General features: G+C 63.2%; 22 protein-coding genes. 8 read left to right on the forward strand and 14 right to left on the reverse strand.

Going from position 1 to position 24,059, the window contains the following annotated elements:
• Window positions 1-7: 7 nt before the first annotated feature.
• Genes E8L22_RS09495 through E8L22_RS09520 form a run of 6 tightly spaced genes read right to left on the reverse strand, consistent with a single transcriptional unit; the run spans window position 8 to window position 7,299 of the window.
• A complete protein-coding gene (locus E8L22_RS09495) occupies window positions 8-766 on the reverse strand; it encodes an NADH-quinone oxidoreductase subunit B family protein (protein ID WP_135870681.1) in 759 nt (252 codons plus the stop codon).
• 21 nt (window positions 767-787) lie between these two features.
• Window positions 788-2,299: a hydrogenase large subunit gene (locus E8L22_RS09500; RefSeq protein ID WP_136524964.1), complete on the reverse strand. Its 1,512-nt coding sequence runs from the start codon at window positions 2,297-2,299 to the stop codon at window positions 788-790.
• Entirely contained in the window at window positions 2,296-3,729 is a 1,434-nt protein-coding gene (locus E8L22_RS09505; protein ID WP_136524965.1) for a proton-conducting transporter transmembrane domain-containing protein, read from the reverse strand. Before E8L22_RS09505 ends, E8L22_RS09500 begins: the two co-directional genes overlap by 4 nt.
• A gap of 4 nt (window positions 3,730-3,733) precedes the next feature.
• Window positions 3,734-4,375: a hydrogenase gene (locus tag E8L22_RS09510; RefSeq protein ID WP_136524966.1), complete on the reverse strand. Its 642-nt coding sequence runs from the start codon at window positions 4,373-4,375 to the stop codon at window positions 3,734-3,736.
• A gap of 4 nt (window positions 4,376-4,379) precedes the next feature.
• Entirely contained in the window at window positions 4,380-5,288 is a 909-nt protein-coding gene (locus E8L22_RS09515) for a respiratory chain complex I subunit 1 family protein (RefSeq protein ID WP_136524967.1), read from the reverse strand.
• Window positions 5,289-5,322: 34 nt separating this feature from the next.
• Complete coding sequence (locus E8L22_RS09520) at window positions 5,323-7,299, reverse strand: proton-conducting transporter transmembrane domain-containing protein (RefSeq protein ID WP_246044604.1); 1,977 nt, start codon at window positions 7,297-7,299, stop codon at window positions 5,323-5,325.
• Between the two features lie 688 nt (window positions 7,300-7,987).
• Between E8L22_RS09520 and E8L22_RS09525 the strand changes: the two genes are divergently transcribed.
• From E8L22_RS09525 to nrfD, 3 genes are read left to right on the forward strand one after another with little or no spacing between them, the layout of a single operon-like run.
• Window positions 7,988-8,464: a multiheme c-type cytochrome gene (locus E8L22_RS09525; RefSeq protein ID WP_136524968.1), complete on the forward strand. Its 477-nt coding sequence runs from the start codon at window positions 7,988-7,990 to the stop codon at window positions 8,462-8,464.
• Window positions 8,461-9,243, forward strand: coding sequence for a 4Fe-4S dicluster domain-containing protein (locus E8L22_RS09530; protein WP_162604815.1), 783 nt, complete (start codon window positions 8,461-8,463; stop codon window positions 9,241-9,243). The genes E8L22_RS09525 and E8L22_RS09530 overlap by 4 nt, the downstream gene beginning before the upstream one ends.
• Before the next feature lie 2 nt (window positions 9,244-9,245).
• Entirely contained in the window at window positions 9,246-10,490 is a 1,245-nt protein-coding gene (nrfD, locus tag E8L22_RS09535; protein WP_136524969.1) for an NrfD/PsrC family molybdoenzyme membrane anchor subunit, read from the forward strand.
• 167 nt (window positions 10,491-10,657) lie between these two features.
• On the opposite strand, the gene E8L22_RS09540 is transcribed toward nrfD, so the two are convergent.
• From E8L22_RS09540 to rnc, 6 genes are all read right to left on the reverse strand, one after another.
• Window positions 10,658-12,652, reverse strand: a complete 1,995-nt coding sequence (locus E8L22_RS09540) for a proton-conducting transporter transmembrane domain-containing protein (protein ID WP_136524970.1) — start codon at window positions 12,650-12,652, stop codon at window positions 10,658-10,660.
• Window positions 12,653-12,654: 2 nt separating this feature from the next.
• Entirely contained in the window at window positions 12,655-13,332 is a 678-nt protein-coding gene (locus E8L22_RS09545; protein ID WP_129126781.1) for a PTS sugar transporter subunit IIA, read from the reverse strand.
• 212 nt (window positions 13,333-13,544) lie between these two features.
• Window positions 13,545-15,068, reverse strand: a complete 1,524-nt coding sequence (locus E8L22_RS09550; RefSeq protein WP_136524971.1) for a NapC/NirT family cytochrome c — start codon at window positions 15,066-15,068, stop codon at window positions 13,545-13,547.
• Between the two features lie 267 nt (window positions 15,069-15,335).
• Window positions 15,336-16,232 carry a GTPase Era gene (era, locus tag E8L22_RS09555; protein ID WP_136524972.1) on the reverse strand — a complete coding sequence of 299 codons (897 nt, stop codon included), beginning with the start codon at window positions 16,230-16,232 and terminating at the stop codon, window positions 15,336-15,338.
• A 136-nt stretch (window positions 16,233-16,368) separates the two neighbouring features.
• Window positions 16,369-17,421 carry an elongator complex protein 3 gene (locus tag E8L22_RS09560; RefSeq protein ID WP_136524973.1) on the reverse strand — a complete coding sequence of 351 codons (1,053 nt, stop codon included), beginning with the start codon at window positions 17,419-17,421 and terminating at the stop codon, window positions 16,369-16,371.
• Window positions 17,418-18,116, reverse strand: a complete 699-nt coding sequence (gene rnc / locus E8L22_RS09565) for a ribonuclease III (protein WP_136526075.1) — start codon at window positions 18,114-18,116, stop codon at window positions 17,418-17,420. The genes E8L22_RS09560 and rnc overlap by 4 nt, the downstream gene beginning before the upstream one ends.
• A 246-nt stretch (window positions 18,117-18,362) precedes the next feature.
• Here rnc and tmk point away from each other — a divergent pair, with 246 nt between their 5' ends.
• From tmk to metG, 4 genes are all read left to right on the forward strand, one after another.
• Window positions 18,363-19,025, forward strand: a complete 663-nt coding sequence (gene tmk / locus E8L22_RS09570; protein WP_136524974.1) for a dTMP kinase — start codon at window positions 18,363-18,365, stop codon at window positions 19,023-19,025.
• A 3-nt stretch (window positions 19,026-19,028) separates the two neighbouring features.
• Window positions 19,029-19,991, forward strand: a complete 963-nt coding sequence (gene holB, locus E8L22_RS09575) for a DNA polymerase III subunit delta' (protein WP_136524975.1) — start codon at window positions 19,029-19,031, stop codon at window positions 19,989-19,991.
• A 73-nt stretch (window positions 19,992-20,064) separates the two neighbouring features.
• A complete protein-coding gene (locus E8L22_RS09580; protein ID WP_136524976.1) occupies window positions 20,065-21,003 on the forward strand; it encodes a PSP1 domain-containing protein in 939 nt (312 codons plus the stop codon).
• Window positions 21,000-22,529, forward strand: a complete 1,530-nt coding sequence (gene metG / locus E8L22_RS09585; RefSeq protein ID WP_136524977.1) for a methionine--tRNA ligase — start codon at window positions 21,000-21,002, stop codon at window positions 22,527-22,529. Before E8L22_RS09580 ends, metG begins: the two co-directional genes overlap by 4 nt.
• A gap of 182 nt (window positions 22,530-22,711) precedes the next feature.
• On the opposite strand, the gene E8L22_RS09590 is transcribed toward metG, so the two are convergent.
• Entirely contained in the window at window positions 22,712-23,302 is a 591-nt protein-coding gene (locus E8L22_RS09590) for a YdcF family protein (protein ID WP_136524978.1), read from the reverse strand.
• 104 nt (window positions 23,303-23,406) lie between these two features.
• Between E8L22_RS09590 and rpmB the strand changes: the two genes are divergently transcribed.
• Window positions 23,407-23,598, forward strand: coding sequence for a 50S ribosomal protein L28 (gene rpmB, locus E8L22_RS09595; protein WP_012531640.1), 192 nt, complete (start codon window positions 23,407-23,409; stop codon window positions 23,596-23,598).
• Between the two features lie 71 nt (window positions 23,599-23,669).
• Here rpmB and E8L22_RS09600 read toward each other — a convergent pair whose 3' ends face one another.
• A complete protein-coding gene (locus E8L22_RS09600; RefSeq protein ID WP_136524979.1) occupies window positions 23,670-24,050 on the reverse strand; it encodes a RidA family protein in 381 nt (126 codons plus the stop codon).
• Window positions 24,051-24,059: the final 9 nt, after the last annotated feature.

The raw sequence follows: 24,059 nt of genomic DNA on the forward strand, positions 1-24,059 counted from the left end.
GTATACCTCACTCTAACCGGTCCAGAAGGCGCAGCAGGCCGTCCAGAATGGTGAGCGGGTGCGGCGGGCACCCAGGGATGTAGAGGTCCACCGGGATGAGACCGTCCACGCCGTCGTGGACCTCGGAAGAGCCGATGAAGGGGCCGCCGTTGATGGCGCAGGCGCCGCAGGCGATGACGAGCTTCGGGGCCGGGATCGCCTGGTAGGTGAGCAGGAGCGCCTCGCGCATGTTTTCGGTGACCGGCCCGGTGACCCAGAGGGCGTCGGCATGGCGCGGGCTCGCCACGAACTGCAGGCCAAAGCGGCCGAGGTCCCAGCCGATGGTGGAGAGGACGTTACTGTCCGCCTCGCAGGCGCCGCACCCGCCGGCTACGACGGAGCGGAACTTGAGCGATCTGCCGAAGATGGAGAGCATCTTCTTGTCGAGCGCGCGGGCCAGGCGCCGCTCCTCCCCCTCCCGGATGACGAGGTCCTCACGCCGGTTCGCCGCAAGGCTGTGGTCGCCCGAATAGGAGATGGCGCCGTGCGGGCAGGCGGCGGAGCACTCGGCGCAGAAAAGGCACTTGCCGAGGTCGACGCTTAACCCCTTGTCGCATCCTATCGCCCCGACCGGGCAGGCGTCGGCGCAGAGGCGGCAGTCGGCGGGACAGAGCGAGCCCTTGAGCTCCGGGTACCCACGAAAGCGTTCGGGAAGCGGCAGCGGCTTTTTCGGGTACGCCATGGTGCGGTGCCCCTGCTTGATGCGGGCGAGTACGGCCTTGATCATGATACGACTCCTGTCGATCCCCTACAGGTCGACCCCGCAGTAGGAGAGGTTGAAGCTCTTGTTGCAAAGCGGGAAGTCCGAGATCTGCCCGCCTCTCAGCGCCATGGCGAGCCCGCTCCAGTTGTGGAAGGAGGGGTCGGTCACCTTGTAGCGGGAAAATGCCCCGCGCGCGTCGGTCAGCGCCACGTGACACACCTCGCCGCGCCACCCCTCGGTGAGGGCGACGGCGAGACATTCCGCGGAAACCTCCCCCACCGCGCGCCGCGTCGCCCCACCGGGCAGCTGGGCGAGCTGTTCCTCGATGAAATCGAGCGACTTCTCCATCTCCAGCCAGCGCACCATGGTGCGGGCGTAGACGTCGCCGGTCTTGCCGGTCTCCACCGGTATCTGGCTCATGCTGTAGATGCCGAAGGGGTGGTCGCGCCGGATGTCGCGGTTCAACCCGCTCGCGCGGGCCGCGGGCCCCACGAGTCCGAGCTCCAGGGCGGTCTGTTCGCTAACGACACCGGTCCCCTCGAGCCTTGCCAGCACGGACGGGGTATCCCAGAGGAGATCGATGGCGTTGGTCACCTCGTCCCGGGCGGTCCTGATCCGGTCCGCAAGCTGGCTCGCCCCATCGGCGGAGAGATCGAAGGCGACGCCGCCGGGCACCACCAGGTCACGCCCGAAGCGGCTGCCGCAGATGCCTGCGGTCATGTTGAGGAAGTCGCCACGGATCCTGCCGCAAAAAGAGGCGGTGGGGAGATAGCCGACGTCGCCGGAGATTGCGCCCAGGTCCCCGGTGTGGTTCGCCAGGCGCTCCAGTTCAAGGGCGATGCCGCGCACGGCCTGGGCGCGGGCGGGAGGCGCCGTCGAGGTGAGCGCCTCGACGATCATGGCGTAGGCGGTGCCGTGGCCGATGGTGGTGTCCCCGGCCATGGTCTCGGCGAGCTTTCTCATCCGCTCGCCCGGGCGCCCCTGCATCATACGCTCGACGCCGCGGTGCTGGTAGCCTAGCGAGACCTCCAGGTGCATCACCTCCTCGCCGAAGCACTGGAAGCGGAAGTGCCCCGGCTCGATGATGCCGGCATGCACCGGACCGACCGCCACCTCGTGCACCTCGTCCCCCTCGACGCGGTAGAAGTCCATGATGCCGATGGTAGGCGGGCGGTGCGGCGTAACCCCGGGGAGCGAGCCTAGCGCCGGTGCGAAACGGACCGGTTTAGGCCAGGGATGCCCCTCGAGGCTCAGCGAGAACTGCTCCGCTATCTCACGCTCGAAGAGATGGAGCTGCGGCGCCTCGTCGGTCAGGGAGTAGAAAGACTTACCCGTGACCAGTGTGCTCATGACACCTATGGTCGCGTGGCTCTTGAAGGAGAGGAGGCAGTAAAGCCTCACCCCGTCGTCGGCCTGCACCCCGAAGTAGGAGACCACGCGCCAGCCGCCGGAAAGAGCCGAGAACAGCGCCTGGGCGAAACGATCCGGGGCGTGCTGCGGGATCTCGCGCAGGGAAAGGGTGCCGCCGTTTTGCGTGAAGACCATGGAAGGGGTCATGCCTCACCTCCCAAAAGTGCGGCGGCGTCATGCAAGAGCACCCGCAGCGGCTCGGGTATCCATACCCCCAGAACCAGCACGATTCCCATCAGGATAAGCGGCGGGAACACGGTCGGGAATGCGTCGCGATAACGGGTGCGCTCCAGGTCTTTGGGGACCTCGCCAAGGACCACCGGGAGCACGGTCGAGGCCATGCCGATGAAGATGAGGGCCAGGAACAGCAGGAAGAGCCCGCCGGTCACGTGGTTTCCCTGCCCGAAGGCGGAGGAGACGATGAGGAACTCGCTCACGAAGGGGGCGAAGGGTGGTGAGCCGGTGATGGCAAGAAAGGCCGCCATGAAGAGCGCACCGGACCAGGGGGTGCGCCGGATGGCGCCGCGCACGAACTGGGTGCTCTTCGAGTTGTAGGCGCGGTGGATGTTGCCGCAGGAAAGAAAGAGCACCCCCTTGGTGAGGGAGTTGTTGATCATGTGCAAAAGCCCGGCGAAGAGCGCCCCCTTGCCGAGGCCGAGCGCCACGGTGATGATGCCGACGTGCTCCACGCTCGAATAAGCAAGCATCCTCTTGAAGTCGCTCTGGCGCGCCATGAAGACGGCGGCGAAGGCCATGGAGATAAGCCCCATGACGAGGAGCACCTCCTGGAAGAGCGCCCCTTCCGTGGAGGCAACCGCGATCTGGTACACCCGCAAGAGGGCGAGGAGCGCGCAGTTCACGAGCCCCCCCGCGAGGAGAGCCCCCACGAGACCCGGCGCCTCGCCGTAGGCGTCCGGCTTCCAGGTGTGCAAGGGCGCCAGTCCCATCTTTGAGCCGAAGCCGACCAGGAGGAAGATGAAGGCGGCGTGGCGCCACCCAGGGTGGAGCGCGGCGGCGTTGGCGATCAGGGTCGGCAGCAGCAGGGAGACCTCCTGCTTTGCGACGATGGTGGAGTAGGCAAGGAAGAAGAGCCCCAAAAGGGCGATGGCGATCCCCACCGAGCAGATGAGGAGGTATTTCCAGGTCGCCTCGATGGAGCGGGCGTTGTGGTTGAAGTATATGAGGGGGGCCATGGTGAGGGTGGTCGCCTCGAGGGCGATCCAGAGGAGCCCCAGGTGATGCGAAATGGCGACGAGTGACATGGCCGAGAGGCAGACGAGAAGCGAGGCGCACAGGACCCGGTTCGGGCGCTTCAGGCGGTAGGCGAGGTAGCCGACGGCGTAGAGCGAGCAGACCGTGAAGAGGACTGAGTTGCCCGCGAGCACCAGCTTGCCGAGCGCGTCGAGCAGGATCCACCCCCCGGGGGACGCCGCGGGAGCCTCGGCGATGAGCGCCACGGTGATGGCCAGGTGTACTAGCGAAACCACCGGGAGCACCCAGGCGCGCCGGCGGTTGTCCGGGACGAGCCAGGTAAGCGCGGCACCAAAAAGCGGGAGAAGAACCAGGGCCCACAGCATGCAGTTATTCCTCCCTCAGCGCTGATAGTCTCGAGGTGTCGATGCTCGAGAACTCGCGGCTGATGTGATTGATGACGATCCCCATGACGAAGATGCCGACCAGGAGGTCGAGTAGCGCCCCCGCCTCCACCATGACCGGCATGGCGTCGGCGAGGAGCAGGCCGAACAGGAAGATCCCGTTCTCCATGAGGAGGTACCCCAGCACCTGGGAGATCGCCTTGCGCCGTCCCATGAGTACCAGGAAGCCGCTCATGAGGGTCGCCGCGGCGGCGGGTACCACGAGGAGCCCCTCGTGCTCGGGGGCGAGCGGAAGCTTCGCCGCGAAGATGAAGGCGAGCGAGGTGAAGAGCGCTCCCAGGACCAGGGACGGGATGTAGCCGATGAAGGGGGAGAATTCCCGCTCGATCTCCGCCTTCTTGATGGCCCGGATGATGAGGGTCGGGATCAGAGCCCCCTTGACGAGGATGATGCTCACCACGATGAAGGCCAGGTGCCAGGAGAAGGGGTGCACGAGCGCCGGTAGGACGCCGAGAAGCACCCCCTGCACGGCGACGCTTCGCACCGAAAAGGCGAGGCGACTCGTGCCGAGGACGGCGAAGTTGATGAGGAGGCAAAGTACGAGAAGCTGGTCGGCCAGGGAATTCATATCGTCACCTCACTACCAGGACCAGGGAGAACGCGGTCAGGATCAGGGCTGCCACCAGAAGCTGAGGCACGCGGATCAGCCTCAGGCGCGCCATCACCGACTCGACCACGCCGATGGCGACGGCAAGGCCCAGCATGCCGCAGGCGAAGATGCCCCAGTCTAGATAGCCGTTACCCGAGGAAAAGGGGAGCGCGATGTTCACGAAGAGCGCGCCGAGGAGGTAGAGCTTCAGGGCCGCGCCGTAGAGGATGCAGCAGAAATACGGGCCGCTGTGGTCGAGCACCATCACCTCGTGGATCATGGTGAGCTCCAAGTGGGTGTTAGGGTCGTCGAAGGGGATGCGGCAGTTTTCGGCCAGGACCACCACGAAGAGCCCGGCCAAAAGCAGGATGAGTGCGGCGCCGGTGGCGAGCCAGACCGGGAATGTCACGTGCTGCAGCATGGGCGTGAGGCTCATGGTCCCCGAGAGCCGCGTCAGCGTGATGAGGGCGAAGAAGAGGGTCGGCTCGGCGAGGCATGAGAAGGTGACCTCGCGGGCCGCCCCCATCCCCTCGAAGCTTGAGGCGGTGTCGAGCGCGGCGGTCGTGGTGAAGAAGCGCCCCAGGGCGAAGAGATAGGCGAAGAGGATCATGTCCCCCTCGAAGGAGATCGGTGCGGCATGTCGCCCGAGAGGTACCAGAAGCGAGGCGAAGAGGGTCGCGGCCAGCGTCACCACCGGCCCTGCGCGGAAGACCCAGGTCGTGCTATCCGAGAGGACGATCCCCTTTTGCATCAGCCGCCCCATGTCGTAGTAGGGCTGCAGGAAAGGGGCGCCGACCCGGCCCGCGAAGGCCGCCTTGGTCTTGCCGATCACCCCGAGAAGCAGCGGGGGCATGGCGAGCACCAGCGCCATGTGGAAGATTGTGTCGATCATGTCCGACTCCTGTTCGCAATCATGCTCGCATAATTCAATGCACCCACAAAAGAAGCAGCATAAGCGTCGCGAAGATGTAGAGGATGTAGATCTGCACCTCGCCGTGCTGCAACCTTCTCAGGAAGGCGCAGGCGACCCCCGCGATGTTCAGGAACGGGAGCACCACCCGATGCAGCAGGGTCTCCTCCGGCGCGTAACTGAGCCTTGCCGCCGCCGGGGCAAGTCCCCTCACCGGGTCGACGTGGAGTCGGGTCCGGATCAGGGCGCCGGAGAGGGACGAGAAGAAGGCGCCGAAGGAGCTGCCGGTGTACTGGATGCGCGGCGAGGGACGCAAGTAGCCGCATCCCCAGGTGGGACCCGATGCCGAGCGTCCCTGCACCCTCCCCTGCAGGAAGAGGTACAGGACGGCCGCCAGGATGATCACGCTTCCGCCCGCGACGGCAAACCAGACCGGGGGGACCGGGAGCGCCGAGACGAGCCCGGTGTCGGGAGCGAGCGACCTGAGCGCCGGCTGCACCAGCGCCATGAAGACCGGCGGGAAAAGCCCTCCCAGAAGGGCAAGGGCCGCGAGGAGGCCGATCGGGGCGAGCATGGTGACCGGCGCCTCGTGTCCGTGCGCTGCGGCTTCGGTGCGGGGCTCGCCCAGGAAGGCGATGCCATACAGTTTCACGAAGGCGATCACCGCAACGCCCCCCACCATGGCGAGGAGCGGCGCCCCGAGCGCGATAAAGGGGGCGGCGGAGCGGGCCTCCCCGAAGAAGCCGAGGTAAAGGAGCATCTCGGAGGCGAAGCCGTTGAAGGGAGGGAGACCGCAGATGGCGATGGAACCGCACAGGGCGAAGAAAGCGGTGAAGGGGAGAGGGCGCGCGAGTCCCCCCATCCGATCGAGGTCGCGGGTCCCGGCGGCGTGCATGACGCTCCCGGCGCAGAAAAAGAGCAGCGGCTTGAAGATGGCGTGGTTCAGGACATGGAACAGCGCTGCGGCAAGTCCCAGGAAGGCGAGGCGCGGGTTGCCGCTCCCCTCCCCCAAGAGGAAGAGGCCGATGCCGGTGGTGATGATCCCGAGGTTTTCGATGCTGCTGTAGGCTAGCAGACGCTTGATGTCCTTTTGCGCAGAGGCGACGCAGATCCCGGCAAGGGCCGAGGTGAGCCCCACGGCGGTGAGGAGTGCGCCCCACCATAGCGGGCGCTCCGGCACGAAGGACATGACACGCAGTAACCCGTAGATCCCGACCTTGAGCATCACCCCGGAGAGGAGCGCGGAAACGTGGCTCGGCGCATTGGCATGCGCCGACGGGAGCCACAGGTGCAGCGGCATCATCCCCGCCTTGGAGCCGAAACCGGCCAGGGCAAGGAGGAAAAGGGTGCTGGTGACGCCGCCGGCGACGGCCAGGGACTGCGGCGCCGGAAAGGAGAAGCTCCCGGTGATCCAGAAGAGCGATGCGAAAAGGGCCGTCAGCGCCGCCCCCCCCAAGTGGCTCGCCACCAGGTACACGATCCCGGCGGTTCTCACCTCTTTCTCGCCATGCTCGGCCACGAGCAGGAAGTAGCCGGAAAGCGCCATCACCTCCCACGCCATCATGAAGAAAAATCCGTTTCTCGCCACGACCACCAGGGCCATGGCACAGGCGAGGAGACCATAGAAAAAGGTGACGCTTTTTTCGGAATTATGGGAGGTTGCGGGCCAGTAACCGAGGGCGTAAAGAGAGCCTGCTGGGAAGATGAGGAAGATGGGGATCAGAAAGAATAGAGAGAGAGGGTCGAGGGCGACTTCGCAGGGGCCGAAGGGGAAGTTCCAGTTCAGGATGAAGCTTGCTTCTCCACCGCCGATGAGCAGGTAGAGAATGGAAGGCAGCGCGAGAAGTGAGCTTGTCAGGGCCGCTGCCGAGGCCAGCCGCTGTCCCAGTGTTCCGTGTCTCAGAAAGAGACCGGGCAGCCCGGAACAGCCGGCTAAAACTATTGCGCAAAGGACCAGAAATGCCGGGTCCCGCATCATGTCAAAAAACAACATAACCCACCCTTTCGAACCAGGAACGGATCGCGAATCTGACCATCGAGTTTCAACCTCCCGCGGCGTTCACCACGAAGCGGAAGGGGAGCAAAGCTGCCGGTGCCGCCGCGCCCTGTGCGGCGCGGCACCATGTGTCGCTGCTGTTTACAGGGGTGACAGGGACCTCAACATACTCCCTGAATATCGATTTGTCAAAAAAAGATTATTAATCTTTGAGCTGCGCCGATAAAACAACTGCACGGCTCAAGTTCCTTGTTTTCCTGCCGACTGGGGTTATCATTAAGGCCACACGTCCATCCATTCCGAACGATGTTATACAAAATACCAGATTCATAGTTTTTTTCATCCACTGTCGGGACAGATTACGAAGAAAAAGGGGTGCATCGCGGGGTCCTGGAGTGCCGCTTCCGGGGATGGCCGAAAAGTCTGCCCCCGAAGCGCTGCAGGTGAACCCACGTCCTCCCCTTTGCGAAGGGGAGACAGAGGGGATTTGTCTTGTTAGATCACAGAACCACTAGCTGAGGGGGGCTCGGAGAATAACCAAATCCCCCTGCCCCCCTTCGCAAAGGGGGAGCCTGCCCCCCGTAGCCTTGGCGAAGGGGGGAACGTGGTGCCAGCGGTTACTGCTCCCAGGGAACCCACGTGATTCCCCGGAATTTCCTGAACAACCAAGTAAAAGGAGGGTGACGTGAAGAGTCACGTTTGGCGACCGCTTTTCGTCGCGCTGTTGGTGATCGCCCTGGTGCTGGTGGCGCGCAAGCTCCTGGTGCCGGCCGACTTCGGCGTCGGCGCACGGGGGTACATGTACGGCTGGCACCGCGCCGGGAACGAGCAGCAGTGGAAAGAGGTGGCGGTGAAGTACAAGACCGCGCAGCACTGCATGCAGTGCCACCGAGACAAGTACGACGAGATGAAGGAGTCCCCGCACCGCAACATCAACTGCGAGAACTGTCACGGGCCAGCCCTGAACCACCCGGACGATCCCCACACCCTGACCATAGACCGCAGCCGCGAACTCTGCGCGCGCTGTCACACCCGCCTCCCCTACCCCGGCAGCAGCCGCGGCGTCATGAAGGGGATCGATCCGAAGACGCACAACGTCGGGCTTGACTGCGTGACCTGCCACTGGCCGCACGACCCCAGGAAGGAGGGACACAAGAGATGATCACCAGACGATCCTTCTGTAAAAAGTCGCTGCTCATCGCCGGCGGCCTCGCCGTTCCCCTCGCCGCGCTGGAACTCTTCGACCCGCGCAAACTTCTCGCGGAGAAGGACCAGAAGGGGCCCCGCTGGGTCTTCCTGGTGGACACCCGCAAGTGCGTCGGCTGCGGCTTCTGCGTCAAGGGGTGCAAGGTGGAGAACGAGGTCCCTTACGACGCCAACGTGACCCGCACCTGGGTCGAGCGCTACGTGGTCACCAAGGACGGCAAGACCCACATCGACTCCCCGAAGGGAGCGCGCGATGGCTTCCCGGAAAAGGGGATCGACATCGGCCACGGCAAGTTGGAAGAGATCAGGGACGAGGAGATCGAGAAGGCGTTCTTCGTGCCGAAGCTGTGCAACCAGTGCGACAACCCGCCCTGCGTGCAGGTCTGCCCGGTGGGGGCCACCTACCAGACTGCGGACGGCGTGGTGCTCGTCGACCGCAAGTGGTGCATCGGCTGCGGCTACTGCATCATGGGGTGCCCGTACGGGGTGCGCTTTTTCCACCCGGTCTACCACGTGGCCGAGAAGTGCAACTTCTGCTACCACCGCATCACCAAGGGGATGCAGACCGCTTGCGTCGACAGCTGCGCCTTCGGCGCCCGGCGCGTGGGGAACCTGAGGGACCCGGAAGACCCCGTGACCAAGGTGATCATGACCGAGCGGGTGAACGTGCTTAAGGAAGAATACGGAACCAAGCCGCAGGTGTTCTACCTGGGGCTCTCCAAGGAGGTGAAATAGCCATGGTGCACGGAGAAGCCTGGACCATAAAGGAGTTTTTCACCTACCCCAACGAGTACATCTACTGGACCATCCAGATCGTCATGTACCCCTTCATGACCGGCCTCGTGGCGGGCGCCTTCGTGCTCTCCTCGCTGTACCACGTCTTCGGGGTGAAGCAGTTGAAGGACATCGCACGCTTCTCGCTGGTCTTTTCGTTCGCGCTGTTGCCCGTCGCCATGCTGCCGCTTTTGATGCACCTGCAGCAGCCGCTCAGGGGGATCGAGGTGATGATGACGCCGCACTTCACCTCGGCCATCGCCGCCTTCGGCATCGTCTTCAGCACCTACGGCATGATCGTCGCCTCGGAGCTCTGGTTCGTGTACCGCAAGCACTTCGTCGAGACGGCGCTTTCGCTCAAGGCGCTGCCGCAGCCGGACGCGGCGGACAAGCTGCGCTGCCTCCTCTTCTCGGTCCTCACCCTCGGTGCGTGGGACGTCTCGCACGAGGCGCTGGAGGCTGACGAGCGGGCGGTGAAAAAGCTCGCCGCGGCGGGCATCCCGGTCGCCTGCTTCCTGCACGGCTACGCCGGTTTCATCTTCGGCTCGGTGAAGGCCAACGCGCTCTGGATGACGCCGCTCATGCCGGTCATCTTCATATGTTCCGCGGTCGTCTCCGGTATCGCCCTTTGCATCCTCACCTACATCCTCACCATGGAAATCAGGAAGCAGCTCTCGCTCAGGCGCCGCCTCGCCCATCCCGAGATCCCCTCCATGGAGGAGCTGAAGAGCGCCGAGGCGCACGTAGTCGCCATGACCTCGCGCTACCTCCTCATGTTCATGGTGGCGGCGATCACTCTGGAGCTTCTCGACCTGATCTTCAGGGGGTACACGGCGGTCAAATCGTGGGACATCCTGCGGAGCGTCATCTACGAGCGGGACTTCGTGAACATCTTCGTGATCCAGTACGGGCTGGGGAACCTGGTCCCCTTCTTCCTCTTCCTGATTCCGGGGCTCACCATAAGGCGCGCCACGGTCGGCACGGTGCTCGTGCTTTTAGGGGTCTTCATGATGCGCTGGAACGTCGTCATCGGCGGGCAGGCTTTCTCATCGTCCTTCTCCGGGTTCATGCACTACGTCCTGCCGATTTGGCCGACCAGCATGGAGACCCTGAAGGAAGGGCTCTTCGGCGCCCTCATCGTCGCCATCGTCCCCTTCTGCATCTTCTACGTGCTGAACAAGGTTATGCCGGTGTTTAAAAAGGCGTAAGGCAGTGAGGCGTTCTACGTTCCAGGTTCAACAGCCCGTCCGCACTCCTCCCCCTGGAGGGGGGAGGTCGGGAGGGGGGAAGCTTGACGGCAAAAGCCCCCTCCCCTGCCCTCCCCCTCCGGGCCTACGCCCACCGAAGGGCTATCGACCAGGCGGGGGCGGGTTTATCAAGTCAGCGCAAGCAGCAACACCAGCGTGAGGAAGGTATAGAAGATGTAGATGTTCAACCTGCCGTGCTGAAGCCTGCGCACCGGCGCGGCCTTCTCGAAGAGATACTCCAGGAAGGGAAGGTAGATCTTCTCAAGCGTGGTCTCGGGGACGTGGGTCGCTCGACTGGAAGCCCCCGGGAAAAGCCCCTGCACCTCTTCCCGATGCTCCTCTGGACGGAGCATCACGGAAAACCAGCGCACCACCGTGGAGCCGAACGATGAGGCTGTGTATTGTATTCTCGGCGATGGCCTCAGATAACCGCCCCCCCAGGTGGGGCCGACCTGCACCGGCAACTTGGCGGCGCTCCTGGCAAAGAAGACCCAGAGCAGGACGAGCAATAGAATCAGCCCCAGTCCGAGCAAAGAAATCCAGTTGAAGGGGACCAGATTCCAGATCCCCTGCGAGGCGAGCGCACCCCTGTACTCAACGAGCGCCTCATTCAGAAGATGCCCGAAAAGCCCGGGGAAGAGCCCGATCAGCGCGCAGCACAAGGCAAGCACCCACATCGGCGCCAGCATCCCCCCCGCCGCTTCTTCCCCACCGTCATGCGCACTCGAGCGCGGCGCCCCCAAGAAAACCACCCCGAAGACCTTCACGAAGCAGGCAACCGCCAGCCCCCCTACCAGCGCAAGTACCGGCGCGGCGAGCGCCGGAAGCAACCCGGCGACGCTGCCGGCGGTCCCGACGGCGCTGAAGGAGCCTAAATAGACCATCAGCTCGCTCACGAAACCGTTCAGAGGCGGGAGCCCGCAGATCGCCACCGCCCCGACCAGGAAAAAGAGCGCCGTGTAGGGAAGCCGCCGCGAGACGCCACCCAAGAGGTCGATCTCGCGGGTGTGCACGGCATGGATCACCGATCCCGCGGAAAGGAAGAGCAGCGCCTTGAAAAGCGCGTGGTTCATCACGTGCAGGAGCGCCCCGCCCGCTCCGAGCGCCACCAGCGCAGGTCGCCCCTGGCTGTCACCGATAAGGGCGATCCCGAGCCCCATCATGATGATGCCGATATTCTCGATGCTGTGGTAGGCGAGGAGCCGTTTCAGGTCATGCTGTCCGATGGCGTAGACGACCCCGGCAACGGCCGAGACGCAGCCGAGGAGAAGGACCAGCCCCCCCCACCAGACCGGCGGTGCCGCGAAACCTGAGAAGATGCGCATCATCCCGTAGATGCCGGTCTTCAGCACCAGCCCGGAAAGGATCGCGGAGATGTGGCTCGGCGCGTTGGCGTGGGCTGAGGGGAGCCAGATGTGCAGCGGCATGACGCCCGCCTTCATCCCGAAACCGACGAGGGCGGTGAGGAAGATGCCGGTGGCGACGCCCCCCGCGGCGGGGAGTGTCCCTGCGGCCGGGAAAAGGTATGCGCCGGTCGCGGCGTTGATCAGCGAGAAGGTGGCGAAAAGCGCCAGCGCACCGAGATGCGCCGTGATCAGGTAGAGCGTTCCCGCCTCGCGCACCTGCTCCTTCTCGTCTTCGGCGGTGAGGGCGAAGTAGGCCGCGAAGGCCATCACCTCCCAGGCCATGAGAAAGAGCATCATGCTCTTCGCGATGAAAAGCATGGTGAGCGACGCCCCGAGCAGCCCCAAGAAAAAGGCGAGCTTTCCGCCGTGCGCCGGATGGCGGTCGACGGGCCAGTAGGCGGCGCCGTAAACCGCGCTGCAGCCGATCACGGTATAGACGGGAAGCAGGAAGAAGGCGGAAAGGGGATCGACGCCGATCTCAAGGTCGCCGAAGGGAAGTCCTGAGGGGAGCAAAAAGCTGCCGGTAACGGGGTGAACGAGGGCGAAGAGGGCACCGGCAAGGCCTAGCAGGGAAGCGGCCACCATGAAGGCGACGCCGAACTTCTGGGCGGGACGCGACTCCTTCTGCAGAAGAAGCGGCACACCGGAGACGAGCTGGCAGCCACCGGCGAGCAACAACAGTACAAGGGACGTCGCAGGCTCGCCGGAGAGGAACATGGTCAGCTCCTTTTGCCGCGCTCGCAGCGCCTTGCCGCCTCCATGATGGCCGCGGGATCACAGGCAAGGTTCAGGGAGGCCCGGAATTCCTTGTCGTGCAGGGCGTAAGCGAGTCGTGAAAGCAGGTGCAGATGCACCTTAACCGTGGGACTGGTGATAAGGAAGAGGATGCGCACCGGGAGGCCGTCGAGGGCGCCGAAGTCGATGGGCTTTTCCAGGAAACAAAGGGTGACGGCGGGCAGCGGCTTGTTCTGCAGGAGAATAGGGTTGCGGACGTGAGGGATGGCGATGCCGTCGCCGATGGCGGTGGTGCCGAGGGCCTCGCGGGCCAGAAGCACCTGGAGCAGAAACTCCGGGTCCATCTGCGGGGGAAGCGGCAGGAGGTTCACCATGTTGCGCAGCACGGAGAGCTTGTCGTCGCCGGCTACGCCGCAGTGCACCCCACCCGCCTCGAGCGCCTGGCTGAGCGTGGGGAGCTCGACATCGGCCTGCGCCGCCTCGAACAGCTCCGGCGGCACCTTGATACCGTGCTCGGTCGCCCACTCAAGCAGGTCCACCCGGTTGATCTGGTACGTGCCCCGCACCAGGGTGGCCGGCAGTTTATCCCTCTTGATCCACTTCATGACCGTGCTCTCGTCCTGATGCAGCAGCGCGGCCACTTCCGAAGACTTCATCAACATCGGTTGCTCCCCCAAAGGTCCTGAAAACAGGGTAAGGTATAGCACCGTTAAGACAAAGATACAAGATCGTTAATCTTGAAAAACTTGAATCGAACCGCGCACCTCCACTTTTCCTCTCCCTCCGGGCGAGGGGCAGGGTGAGGGCTTCGGCTGTTGGTAAAAAGAAAGCCCCCGGATCACTCCGGGGGCTTTCTGGTGCGGCCTTTTAACTCTTATTTCTTGGCGTGTTGCTCGCCGCCCGGGACGTCCTGCCCGCCTGCGCTGTGGCAGTCGCTGCAGTTCGCCTTGAAGAGCTCGTCGCCGATGTCGACCGGGTGCACGAACTCACTGTGCTTGCTTCCCTCCAGGATATTCTCCTGCTTCTGGCTAAGGACGGTGTGGCACATGTTGCAGTCCTTGGAGATCACCTTGCCGGTTGCCGTCTTGTGCTTGCCATCGTGGCAGCGGAAGCAACCCGGAGTGTAGAAGTGGCCGATGTGGTTCGGGTAGGTGTTCCAGCTGACCTTCATCGCCGGGAAGAAGTTCCTGTTGTAGATGTCCTGCACCACGGTCACCGCGTGGGCGATCTCCTTGGCCTTGGCCTTGGAAACGTTCGGGTAGTTCTTCGCGTAGTATTCCGGCAGTTCCTTGGCGATGGTCGCCTTGGCCTCTTCCTTGTTCTTGTACGGCCTGGTGAGGATCTCGACCGCGGTCTTCTTCAGGTACGGCAGGGCGATGTCGATGCGCTTGGCGGCCAAGGCCTCGTCCATCTCCACACCCGGGGAGCGGTAGATGTGCGCCGGACGGTTGTGGCAATCGAGGCAGTCCATGACACGCTTTTCAGCCTTGGCGACATCCGCCTTGGAGAGCGGCTTATCAATGTCGAAATACTCGGTGATCGAGCCGTCCTTCTCCTTGACAGCGATGTACGGGATGTTCAGGCGCTGACGGTCGGTCGCGATGTAGCGGACCTCCTGACCGATGTGCCAGTGGATCCCCTTGTTGTGCTGGCTCTTCGGTGTCCCGCCGATGTTGATCAGCATGTTGATCTCGCGGGGAGTGTTCTCCTCGTTCGGCGCATAGTGGTAGAACACCTTCTGGCGCCCGGCGTAGAACTTCTCCGGCCAGTGGCAGTGCTCGCAGGTGTCGCGCGCCGGACGGAGGTTGTCGATCGGAGTCTGGATGGTCTCAGGATAAGTGTGGAAGGCGACCGCGTAGAGCTGCCTCATGCCGGAGATCTTCGCCTTGACGTACCAGGCGGCACCGGGGCCGACGTGGCACTCGACGCATTTAACCTTGGCGTGCGGAGAGTTGGCCCAGGCCACGTGCTCCGGCTCCATTACCTTGTGACAGAGCTCGCCGCAGAAGGTGGTCGACTCGGTGAACTCGTACCCCTTCAGCGAAGCGACCGAGACGATGAGGACGAAACCGATGCTGGCGACGACGAAGAAAATGAACAGATGGCGCTTGTGCGCGTCGTTGAAGTCCACCTTCGGGAAGGGTTCGATCTTCTCTTCGGGGTGCCTGCGCCTTTTCTCCCGCACGATGTAGGCGCCGAGCGGGACCAAAAGCAGACCCACGATGAGCATGCCCGGGAAAAGGAAATAGGTCATCAGACCGAGGTAAGGCTTCTCGACGCCCGTGATCCCCTCGTACGAGAGGAAGCCGATGATCAGGCTGGTCGCGGTGACGGCGAGGATCATGCCGACCAGACTGATCAGGTTCCAGGCGTAGCCGGCATACTTTCTAAGTGCCATAGTGTCGTCTCCTTGCGTGTTTTCGTATGGTTAGCGAAAATAGGGCAGAACCTTACTATCCGACATGACTTATGTCAAAAAAAACTATGTTAATGTATACGCGAAATTTTAAAACAGCTATCTACAAAAAAGTCGCAGAAATCATGCGGGAAATACCACCAGCACTGGAGTTGCCTTTACCATTTTCAAAAACGTCGTTATACTATCAGGAGATCTAATGGTATGCAAGCTTTTACTCATGAGGAGCCGAAGCCGACTCCGGCATGCCTACGACTCGTAGCCGAACTCCTTCAACATGCGGCTGTTGTCGCTCCACTCGCCGCTCACCCGCACGAACAGCTCCAGAAAGACCTTGGCATCGAGCAGGCGTTCGATCTCCTGGCGCGACTGGGTGCCGATCTTCTTGAGCATGTCCCCCCTGCGGCCGATGATGATCCCCTTCTGCGAGTCGCGTTCCACGTTGATGGTCGCCTGGATGGCGACGACGCCGTTTTCGCGCTCCTTGAAGCTGTCCACCACGACGGCGACCGAGTACGGCACCTCGTCGTGCGTCAGCCGGAAGATCTTCTCCCTGATGATCTCGGCGACGATGAAGCGCTCCGGCACGTCGGTCAAGATGTCGTCCGGGAAGTAGCAGGGCCCTTCGGGGAGCAGGCCATGCACCAGTTGCACGAGCTGCTCTACGCCGTCGCCGGTGCTCGCCGAAACCGGGATGATCTCCTTGAACGGGTAGGTGTCGCCGTAGATCCCCATGCGCTCCAAAAGCTCACCCTTGGGGACCAGGTCGATCTTGTTCATCACGAGGATCACGGGCGCCTCCACGCCGGAGAGCACCTCCTTGATCATCCCCGCCTCCTTTTCCGGGTCGGCGGCGCCGTCCACGAGGAAGAGGATCAGGTCGACGCCCTGCACCGAGGAGAGCGCCTCATCTACCATGAACTTGTTGAGACGGGTCTTGGCGCGGTGGATGCCGGGGGTATCGAGGAAGACGATCTGACCGCCGGGGATGTTGTGGATTCCCTTGACCTGATTGCGGGTGGTCTGCGGCTTGTCCGAGGTGATCATGAGCTTCTCACCAAGGATGCGGTTTAACAGCGTGGATTTGCCGACGTTCGGGCGCCCCACGATGGAGACGAAACCGGAACGGAACACCTGTTCAGACATGAATAGCCCTCCTGGCTCTTATATGTAATCAGAAAGCGGTACAACATACGGGAAAAGGTTCAGCAAGGAAAGCTCTCTTTGCGTCCCGGCAGGTGTCGGGGGCACCGACACAGTATACACCGAAGCGGCGCAATGCCTAGTGCTGCGGGTGTAGGTCCGGGCGACGGGCGTAACGCACCCCGCCTTCCAACTTAAGAGAGATGAGCTCCGGGGCGAGTGCCGCGTCCTCGTGAACCGAGGCGTCAACACCGTGTTGCTCGCCAAGGCGCGCGAGGTTCCCCCTCTTCTGCCCGACGAGGTCGGAAACCCTGCCGCGCGGCGCACCGAAGGAGACCAGGCTTTCGGCCGGGACACCGTCAAGGAGGGCGCACATGACGTCGAAGCAGATCTCTGAAGCGACGAGTTGCCCGAAGGCGGGATGGTAGGGGCCCGCGAGGAGCGTGCCGGGGCGCTCCAGCTCGGCCGTCGGCTGAAGCCCCATGCGGATCACCGGGATCCCGGCCCGCGCGGCGGTAATGAGCATCTCCTTGCAAAGGGATACCGCGTCCGGGAGTGCGAGCGGAGTGTAGGTCCCGCACCGGTAACGCTCGGCGAGTTCGGTCCCCTCTATGACGAGGGTGGGATAGATGCGCAGGAAGGAGGGGCGAAGGGCGATGGCCGCGCGCAGCGTGGCGAGCGAGCGCTCCGTCGTGTCGCCGGGAAGCCCGGGCATGAGCTGGATCCCGACCGCAATGCCGGCTTCTTTGAGGGCCGCCACGGCAAGTTCCACCTCGGCGACCCCGTGGCCGCGCCCGGAAAGCGCAAGCACCTCGGGGTCCATGGATTGGACGCCGAGTTCGACGGTCGCGACGCCACGTTCACGCAGAAAAAGTGCCGTCCCCGCGTCCACCGCGTCGGGGCGGGTCGAAAGACGGACCGAAGCGAGGAGCCCGCTCTCGAGAAGCGGCTGCAGAGGGGCGAGGAGCGCCTCCTGATCGGGCAGCGGGAGCGCGGTGAAGGTCCCGCCATAAAAGGCGGCCTCGAGGCTGCGCCCGGGGGCGCCGGCGCGGTACTCCTCGATGCGCGAGAGGAGCTCAGCCGGGGTGGGAAGGACGCCCCGCGCACCCGCCACCTTCTCCTGGTCGCAAAAAACGCAGCGGTGCGGGCACCCAAGGTGCGGGATGAAGAAAGGGACGAACAGCGGCCTCAAGGCTTCCCCTTGAGAAGCTGCACCGCGGCGCGGGCCGCATCCTGCTCGGCCTCCTTCTTGGTGCGCCCCACCCCTTCCCCCATGAGCTCGTCGCCGATGTACACCTCGACGCTGAAGCGCCGGTCGTGGTCCGGGCCGCTCGCCTCTTTCAGCTGGTAGCGCGGCAGTTCGCCGCGAAGAAGCCGGGCACGCTCCTGCAGTTCCGTCTTCGTGTCGCGTCCGCTCAGGATCTCCGGGCAGGAGAGGAGCGGCTCGAAGAGCCCGTGCACGATGGCGCGCACCGCGTCGATGCCGCCGTCGAGGTAGACCGCGGCGAGAAGGGCCTCGAAGGCGTCGGCCAGAAGCGAGCGTTTCTCACGCCCGCCCCCCTTCTCCTCCCCTTTACCAAGGCGCAGCGACGCGCCGAGCTCGAGGCTGCCGGCGATGCGGGCGAGACTCACCTCGTCCACGAGCGCCGCGCGCATCTTGGTGAGCTCCCCTTCCCTGCTTTGCGGGAAACGCGCGAGCAAGAGGTCCGAGAGGAGAAAATCAAGTACCGCGTCCCCGAAAAACTCCAGGCGCTGGTTGTCCTTGCCGCCCGCTTCGTTCACGTAGGTGCGGTGGGTGAGCGCCTCTTCCAGAAGTTCGCGCTTGGCGAACCGGTAGTTCAGCCGCTTCTCCACTTTTTGCATCTTATCTTCCTGGATCTCGCTCATGATAAAGCCCACGTTTCTCCTTAATTTGAGGCAACTATAGTCAAAGGTTTTCGGCATGGCAATAAGCTTCTGCGTGAACTCGACCAGCGCAGCAATGAACCTATGCCAGTAACGGCCGCGGCAACTCCGCGCCAGAGGCGGCTGAAACCGGTGCAACCCGGCTCAGGACGGGCATTTAAATCTTGCATAATGATCACCCCTCCCATATAATTCAGTGATTTTATAAGAGATCATGAGACCAGCGACATGGGCTTTTTCATTACATTTGAAGGCGTTGAAGGGTGCGGCAAAACGACCCAGCTGAGGCTCCTGAAGGAGCGTCTCCAGGCTGCGGGACAGAAGGTGGTCGCGACGCGCGAACCGGGCGGCTGCCCGATCGCGGACCAGATGCGCGCCATCCTGCTCGATGCCAAGAACAGCGCCATCACGCCGCTTGCCGAACTCCTTCTTTACGCCGCCGCGCGTGCGCAGCACGTTCAGGAGGTGATCGCCCCGGCGCTCGAGCGCGGCGAGACGGTTCTTTGCGACCGCTTCACCGACGCGACGCTCGCCTACCAGGGGCATGGGCGTGAACTCGACCTCGCCGTGATCGGGCAGTTGAACGGCCTCGCCACCTCCGGCGTGCAGCCGGCGCTCACCGTGCTCATCGACTGCCCGGTGGAGATCGGGCTTGCCCGCGCGCTCTCCCGCATCGAGGCCACCTCCGGCGCGCGCGAGGAGCGTTTCGAGCTGGAATCGGTGCGCTTCCACGAGCGGGTGCGCGCGGGATACCTCGCCTTGGCCAAGGCGCAGCCCGAGCGTTTCGTGATTGTGGATGGCTCCGGCGACGTGGCCGCCACCGAGAAACTGATGCTGGCCGCGCTGGCCAAGCGCCTTCCCGCGGCAGCCCAAGCGGCGCTCGGGGCGTAGCCGATGCCATTTTCCGAAGTCATAGGGCAGGACCGGGCCATCTCGGTGCTGAAACGCTCCATCGCTCTGGAGCGGGTGGCGCACGCCTACCTCTTCTCCGGCATCGAGGGGTGCGGCAAGAAAAAGACGGCCCTTGCCATGGTGCAGGCCGTCTTCTGCGGCAAGGAGGACGCCTGCGGCGTCTGCCCCTCCTGCAGGAAGATCGCGAACGGCCAGCACCCGGACCTCCATATCCTGGAACCGGACGGCGCCTTCATAAAGATCGACCAGATCCGTGAGCTGCAAAAGGAGCTCGCCTACCGCCCCTTCGAGGCACCCAAGAAGGCGTGCATCATCGACGGGGCAGAGAAGCTGAACCTCTCTTCGGGGAACGCCCTTTTGAAGACCCTGGAGGAGCCGCCGGGCAACGCGCTGATGATCCTCATAACCGCCGAGCGCTCCGCGGTCCTGCAGACCATACTCTCCCGCTGCCAGACGCTCGACTTCCAGCCGCTGCCGGCCGAGATGGTCGAAGCGCGGCTTTTGCGCGAGCAGTTCCCGGCGGACGCGGCCCGCGTCGCCGCTTCCCTTTCCGGCGGCAGCCTGAAGCGTGCGGTGGAAGTCGCTACCGACGGCGTGCTCGAGGGACGGGTGAACTTCCTGGAGCGGGTGCTCGCGCTGAACTTGAAAGACGTGAACGCGCTTTTCGCCGCGGCGGAGGAGTTCGCCGCCGACAAGGAGGGGCTCCCCGGCTTTCTCGAGCTGCTCCTCTCCTTTCTGCGCGACGTGCTCATCTACCGCTCCACCCCGGAGGCGCTTGCCAACGCAGACCTTGCGCACCTGGTGGCCCGTGAGGCGGAGCGCAGCCCGCAGCAACGCATCATCGACCTGATCGAGCAGTTGGTCGCCACGCGCCGGATGCTCGTGCGCAACGTGAACGCGAGGCTCGCCCTCGAGGTCTTCTTCATGCGCCTCGCGGAGCGGTAAAACCGCATCGCGTTTCTTTGCAGCACCGACACAAACCACAGGTTCAAGACCTGTTTTCTCTTTGGAGGCATTTTTGGCACAGATCGTAAGGATTCAATTCACCACCGCTGGGAAGCTCTACGACTTCAGCTCCGGCAAGACCAGCGTCAAGCCGGGTGACCGCGTCATCGTGGAGACCGAACGGGGTAAAAGCATAGGCCAGGTCGTCGCCGGCCCCATCGAGGTGGAGGATTCGCTCGTCCCCGAAGGGCTCAAGCCGATACAGCGTCTGGCCGACCTCGCCGACCTCGCAACCCTCGCCGCCAACACGGCGAAGGAGAAGGAGGCGCACAAGTTCTGCCTCTCCCGCATCAAGGAACGCGGCATGGACATGAAGCTGGTCCGCGTCGAGTACCTCTTCGACGGCTCAAAGGCGATCTTCTACTTCACCGCCGACGGCCGCGTCGACTTCCGCGAGCTGGTGAAGGACCTGGCCCACGCCTTCCACACGAGGATCGAGATGCGCCAGATCGGCGTGCGCGATGAGTCGAAGATGGTCGGCGGCATCGGCATCTGCGGCCGCGAGCTCTGCTGCTCCTCGTACCTCAGGGAGTTCGAGCCGGTATCGGTGAAGATGGCGAAGGAGCAGAACCTCGCCCTCAACCCTAGCAAGATCTCGGGTCAGTGCGGCAGGCTCTTGTGCTGCCTCTCCTACGAGTTCGAGACCTACTGCAACCTGAGAAAGGGGCTCCCGAAGTGCGGCAAGCGCGTGCAGTGCGGCTGCGTCGACGGCGAGGTGGTGAAGGTCAACGTATTGGATCAGACGGTAACCCTTAAAACCACGGACGACTCGCTGGTCACCCTCAAGGGGGAGGAGATCGCGCCAGAGAACGTGAGCGACCGCGTGAAGAAACCGCCGCAGCAAAAAGGTGAGCAGCAGGGGGGCGACAAGGGCAAGGCCCAGGGGCCCGGCAAGCAGCGCCGCAATCGGCCCGTCGACGTCAAGGAAAGAAAAAAGGAGAAACCACAATGAAACCGGCTTTTTACGTCACCACCCCCATCTACTACGTAAATGACGTCCCGCACATAGGGCACGCTTACACCACCTTGGCCGCGGACGTGCTGGCGCGCTACAAGCGACTCAAGGGGTTTGACGTCTTCTTTCTGACCGGCACCGACGAGCACGGCCAGAAGGTCGAAAAGGCCGCCAACGCCGCGGGTGAGACTCCGCTCGAGCTTGCCGACCGCGTCATGAAGCGCTTCCAGTCGCTGTGGGAGAAGCTGGAGATCTCCAACACCGACTTCATCCGCACCACCCAGGAGCGGCACAAGAAAGGGGTGTCCGTCCTTTTCGAGCGGGTCATGGAGAAAGGCGACATCTACCTCGGCGAGTACGAGGACTGGTACTGCACCCCGTGCGAAACCTTCTGGACCGAGACCCAGCTCATCGACTACAAGTGCCCGGACTGCAACCGCCCGACCGAGAAGCTGAAGGAGGAGTCCTACTTCTTCAGGATGAGCAAGTACCAGGACCAGCTGCTCGCCCACATCGAGGCGAACCCGGACTTCATCCAGCCCAAGAGCCGCAGAAACGAGATCATCTCCTTCGTCAAAGAAGGCCTGCGCGATCTCTCGGTCTCCCGCACCACCTTCCAGTGGGGCATCCCAGTCCCGGGTAACGACAAGCACGTAGTCTATGTCTGGTTCGACGCGCTCACCAACTACATCACCGCGCTCGGCTACCCCGAGGAAGGGGGCAACTTCGAGAAGTACTGGCCCTGCGACGTGCACCTGATAGGCAAGGACATCCTTAGGTTCCACACCGTCTACTGGCCCACCTTCCTGATGGCCGCCGGTCTCCCGATCCCGAGTAAGGTCTTCGCCCACGGCTGGTGGACCGTCGAAGGTCAGAAGATGAGCAAGAGCCTGCAGAACGTGGTCGAGCCGAACATGCTGATCGACAAGTACGGCGTCGACGCGGTGCGTTACTTCCTGCTGCGCGAGGTTCCCTTCGGTCTCGACGGCGACTTCTCGCATCAGGCGCTCATCCACCGCATCAACTCCGACCTCGCGAACGACCTCGGCAACCTGCTGAACCGCTCCACCGCGATGCTCGGCAAGTACTTCGGCGGTGTGCTGCAGACCCCGGGCGAGGAGAGCGAGCTGGACAAGGCGTACCGCGAGAAGACCGTGGCGATGATCGGGCAGGTGGACGGCTTCATCGACGAGCTCGCCTTCAGCCGCGCCCTGCAGGCGATCTGGGAGGTGATCTCCGCCGGCAACAAGTACATCGACGAGACCGCCCCGTGGACCCTCGCGAAGGACCCGGAAAAGCGCGAGCGTCTCTCCACGGTCATGTACTACATGCTCGAGAGCCAGCGCATCGTGTACACGCTTCTCTCCGCCTTCATGCCGAAGACGGCGCAGAAAGGGCTTTCCTGCCTCGTCGGCTCCGACGAGGCGAGCGCCGAGGGACTTGCCTGGGGCGGGCTGAAACCCGGCACCGCCATCGCCAAGGCAGAGGCGCTCTTCCCGAGGATCGAGGAAAAGGCGGAGTAAACCTGGCTCACGCAAAGACGCAAAGACACAAGAAAACAAGGCACGACGTTTAACAGGGATGAATGGGATAAAGGGGATAAACAAAAACCAGTCTTTGGTTTTATCCCCTGCATCCCCTTCATCCCTGTTTGTTTTTTCCGCTTGGTTTTTCTTTGCGCCTTTGCGGCTTTGCGTGAGTGTCTCTAGGTGTTGCCTAGAATGGGTCGCAGCTCGCCGGGGGCGAACATGAAGAAGAAACGGAGGATGCAGTACTTGTAGAACTCGGAGAAGAGAAGTTTGAAACTCCCGGAATGGCTCCACCACTCTTCCTTTAAGTTGCTGGAGTCTACCGGGTGCGGGTAGATCGCCACGTCTTTGGGGAGCGCGTTCCTGAAAAGGATCGTGGAGCGCTTCATGTGGTAGCGCGAGGTGATCAGCTTAATCGACTTCACCTCGTGCTTCATGATGAGGTCGCGCGCGTAGATGGCGTTCTCCAGGGTATTGCGCGAGGACTGCTCCAGGTAGACGTTCCCGGCCCCTTCCCCCTTGTACAACTCCCGCTTCTTGACCGACGGGTCGACCCCGATCAGAAAGAGCTTCTTCCCCTGCCCCGCCCGGTACAGCCGCACCCCTTCCTCGACACGGCCGCGCCCGCCGGTCAGGACCACGATGGCGTCCGCCTTCACATCGCGCGGCGCAAGAGAGAAGGTCTTGTACACGAAGTCCACGAACAGCACACTCAAAACGATCAGTATCAGCACGAGTAGGGAGACTATCCCCTTCAATAAAGCCATGATTTAGCACCTGAAAAAACGACAAGCCGCCAACTTTTTCCTTGCATCGGCGGCGCGATTCTGTTAATAGTTACGACTTCAGTAATCACCGGAGGGTACAAAGAATGTCCAGAATATGCGAGATTTGCGGTAAAGGCCCTAGCTTCGGGAACAACGTTAGCCACGCCAACAACAAGACCAGCAAAATTTGGCGCCCGAACCTGCAGAAGATCAAGGCCGTGAAAAACGGTACCGTCAGGAGCATCAAGGTCTGCACCCGCTGCATCCGCTCCGGTCACGTCACCAAGGCTCTCTAGAAGATCTTCCGCACAGTCCCTAAAGCCGCGGCGCATCATGCGCCGGCGGCTTTATTTTTGTCCGGGTTCCGCTAGCGGCAAAGGGCGGTGACTTCGATCTCCACGAGGACGCCGCGCGGCAGCCCCTTCACCTCCACGGTGCTGCGGGCCGGCGCCGCTTCCTGGAAATAGCCGCCGTAGATGCCGTTCACCGTGGCGAAATCCGCCATGTTGGCGAGGTAGATGGTGGTCTTCACGACGTCCTGAAAACCGAGCCCTGCGGCCGACAAAAGCGCCCCGATGTTCTTCATCACCTGCTCGGTCTCGGCCACGATGCCCCCCTGCACGACCTCACCGGTCGCCGGGTCGAGCGCGATCGCGCCGGAGAGAAAGAGAAAGCCCCCCGCCTTCACACCCTGGGAGTAAGGCCCGATCGCCTTGGGCGCGTTTTCCGTGCTGATAATTTCCTTCATGCCTTCCTC

It is taken from the genome of Geomonas ferrireducens (genome assembly GCF_004917065.1).
In the GTDB taxonomy this organism is placed as follows: Bacteria; Desulfobacterota; Desulfuromonadia; order Geobacterales; family Geobacteraceae; genus Geomonas; species Geomonas ferrireducens.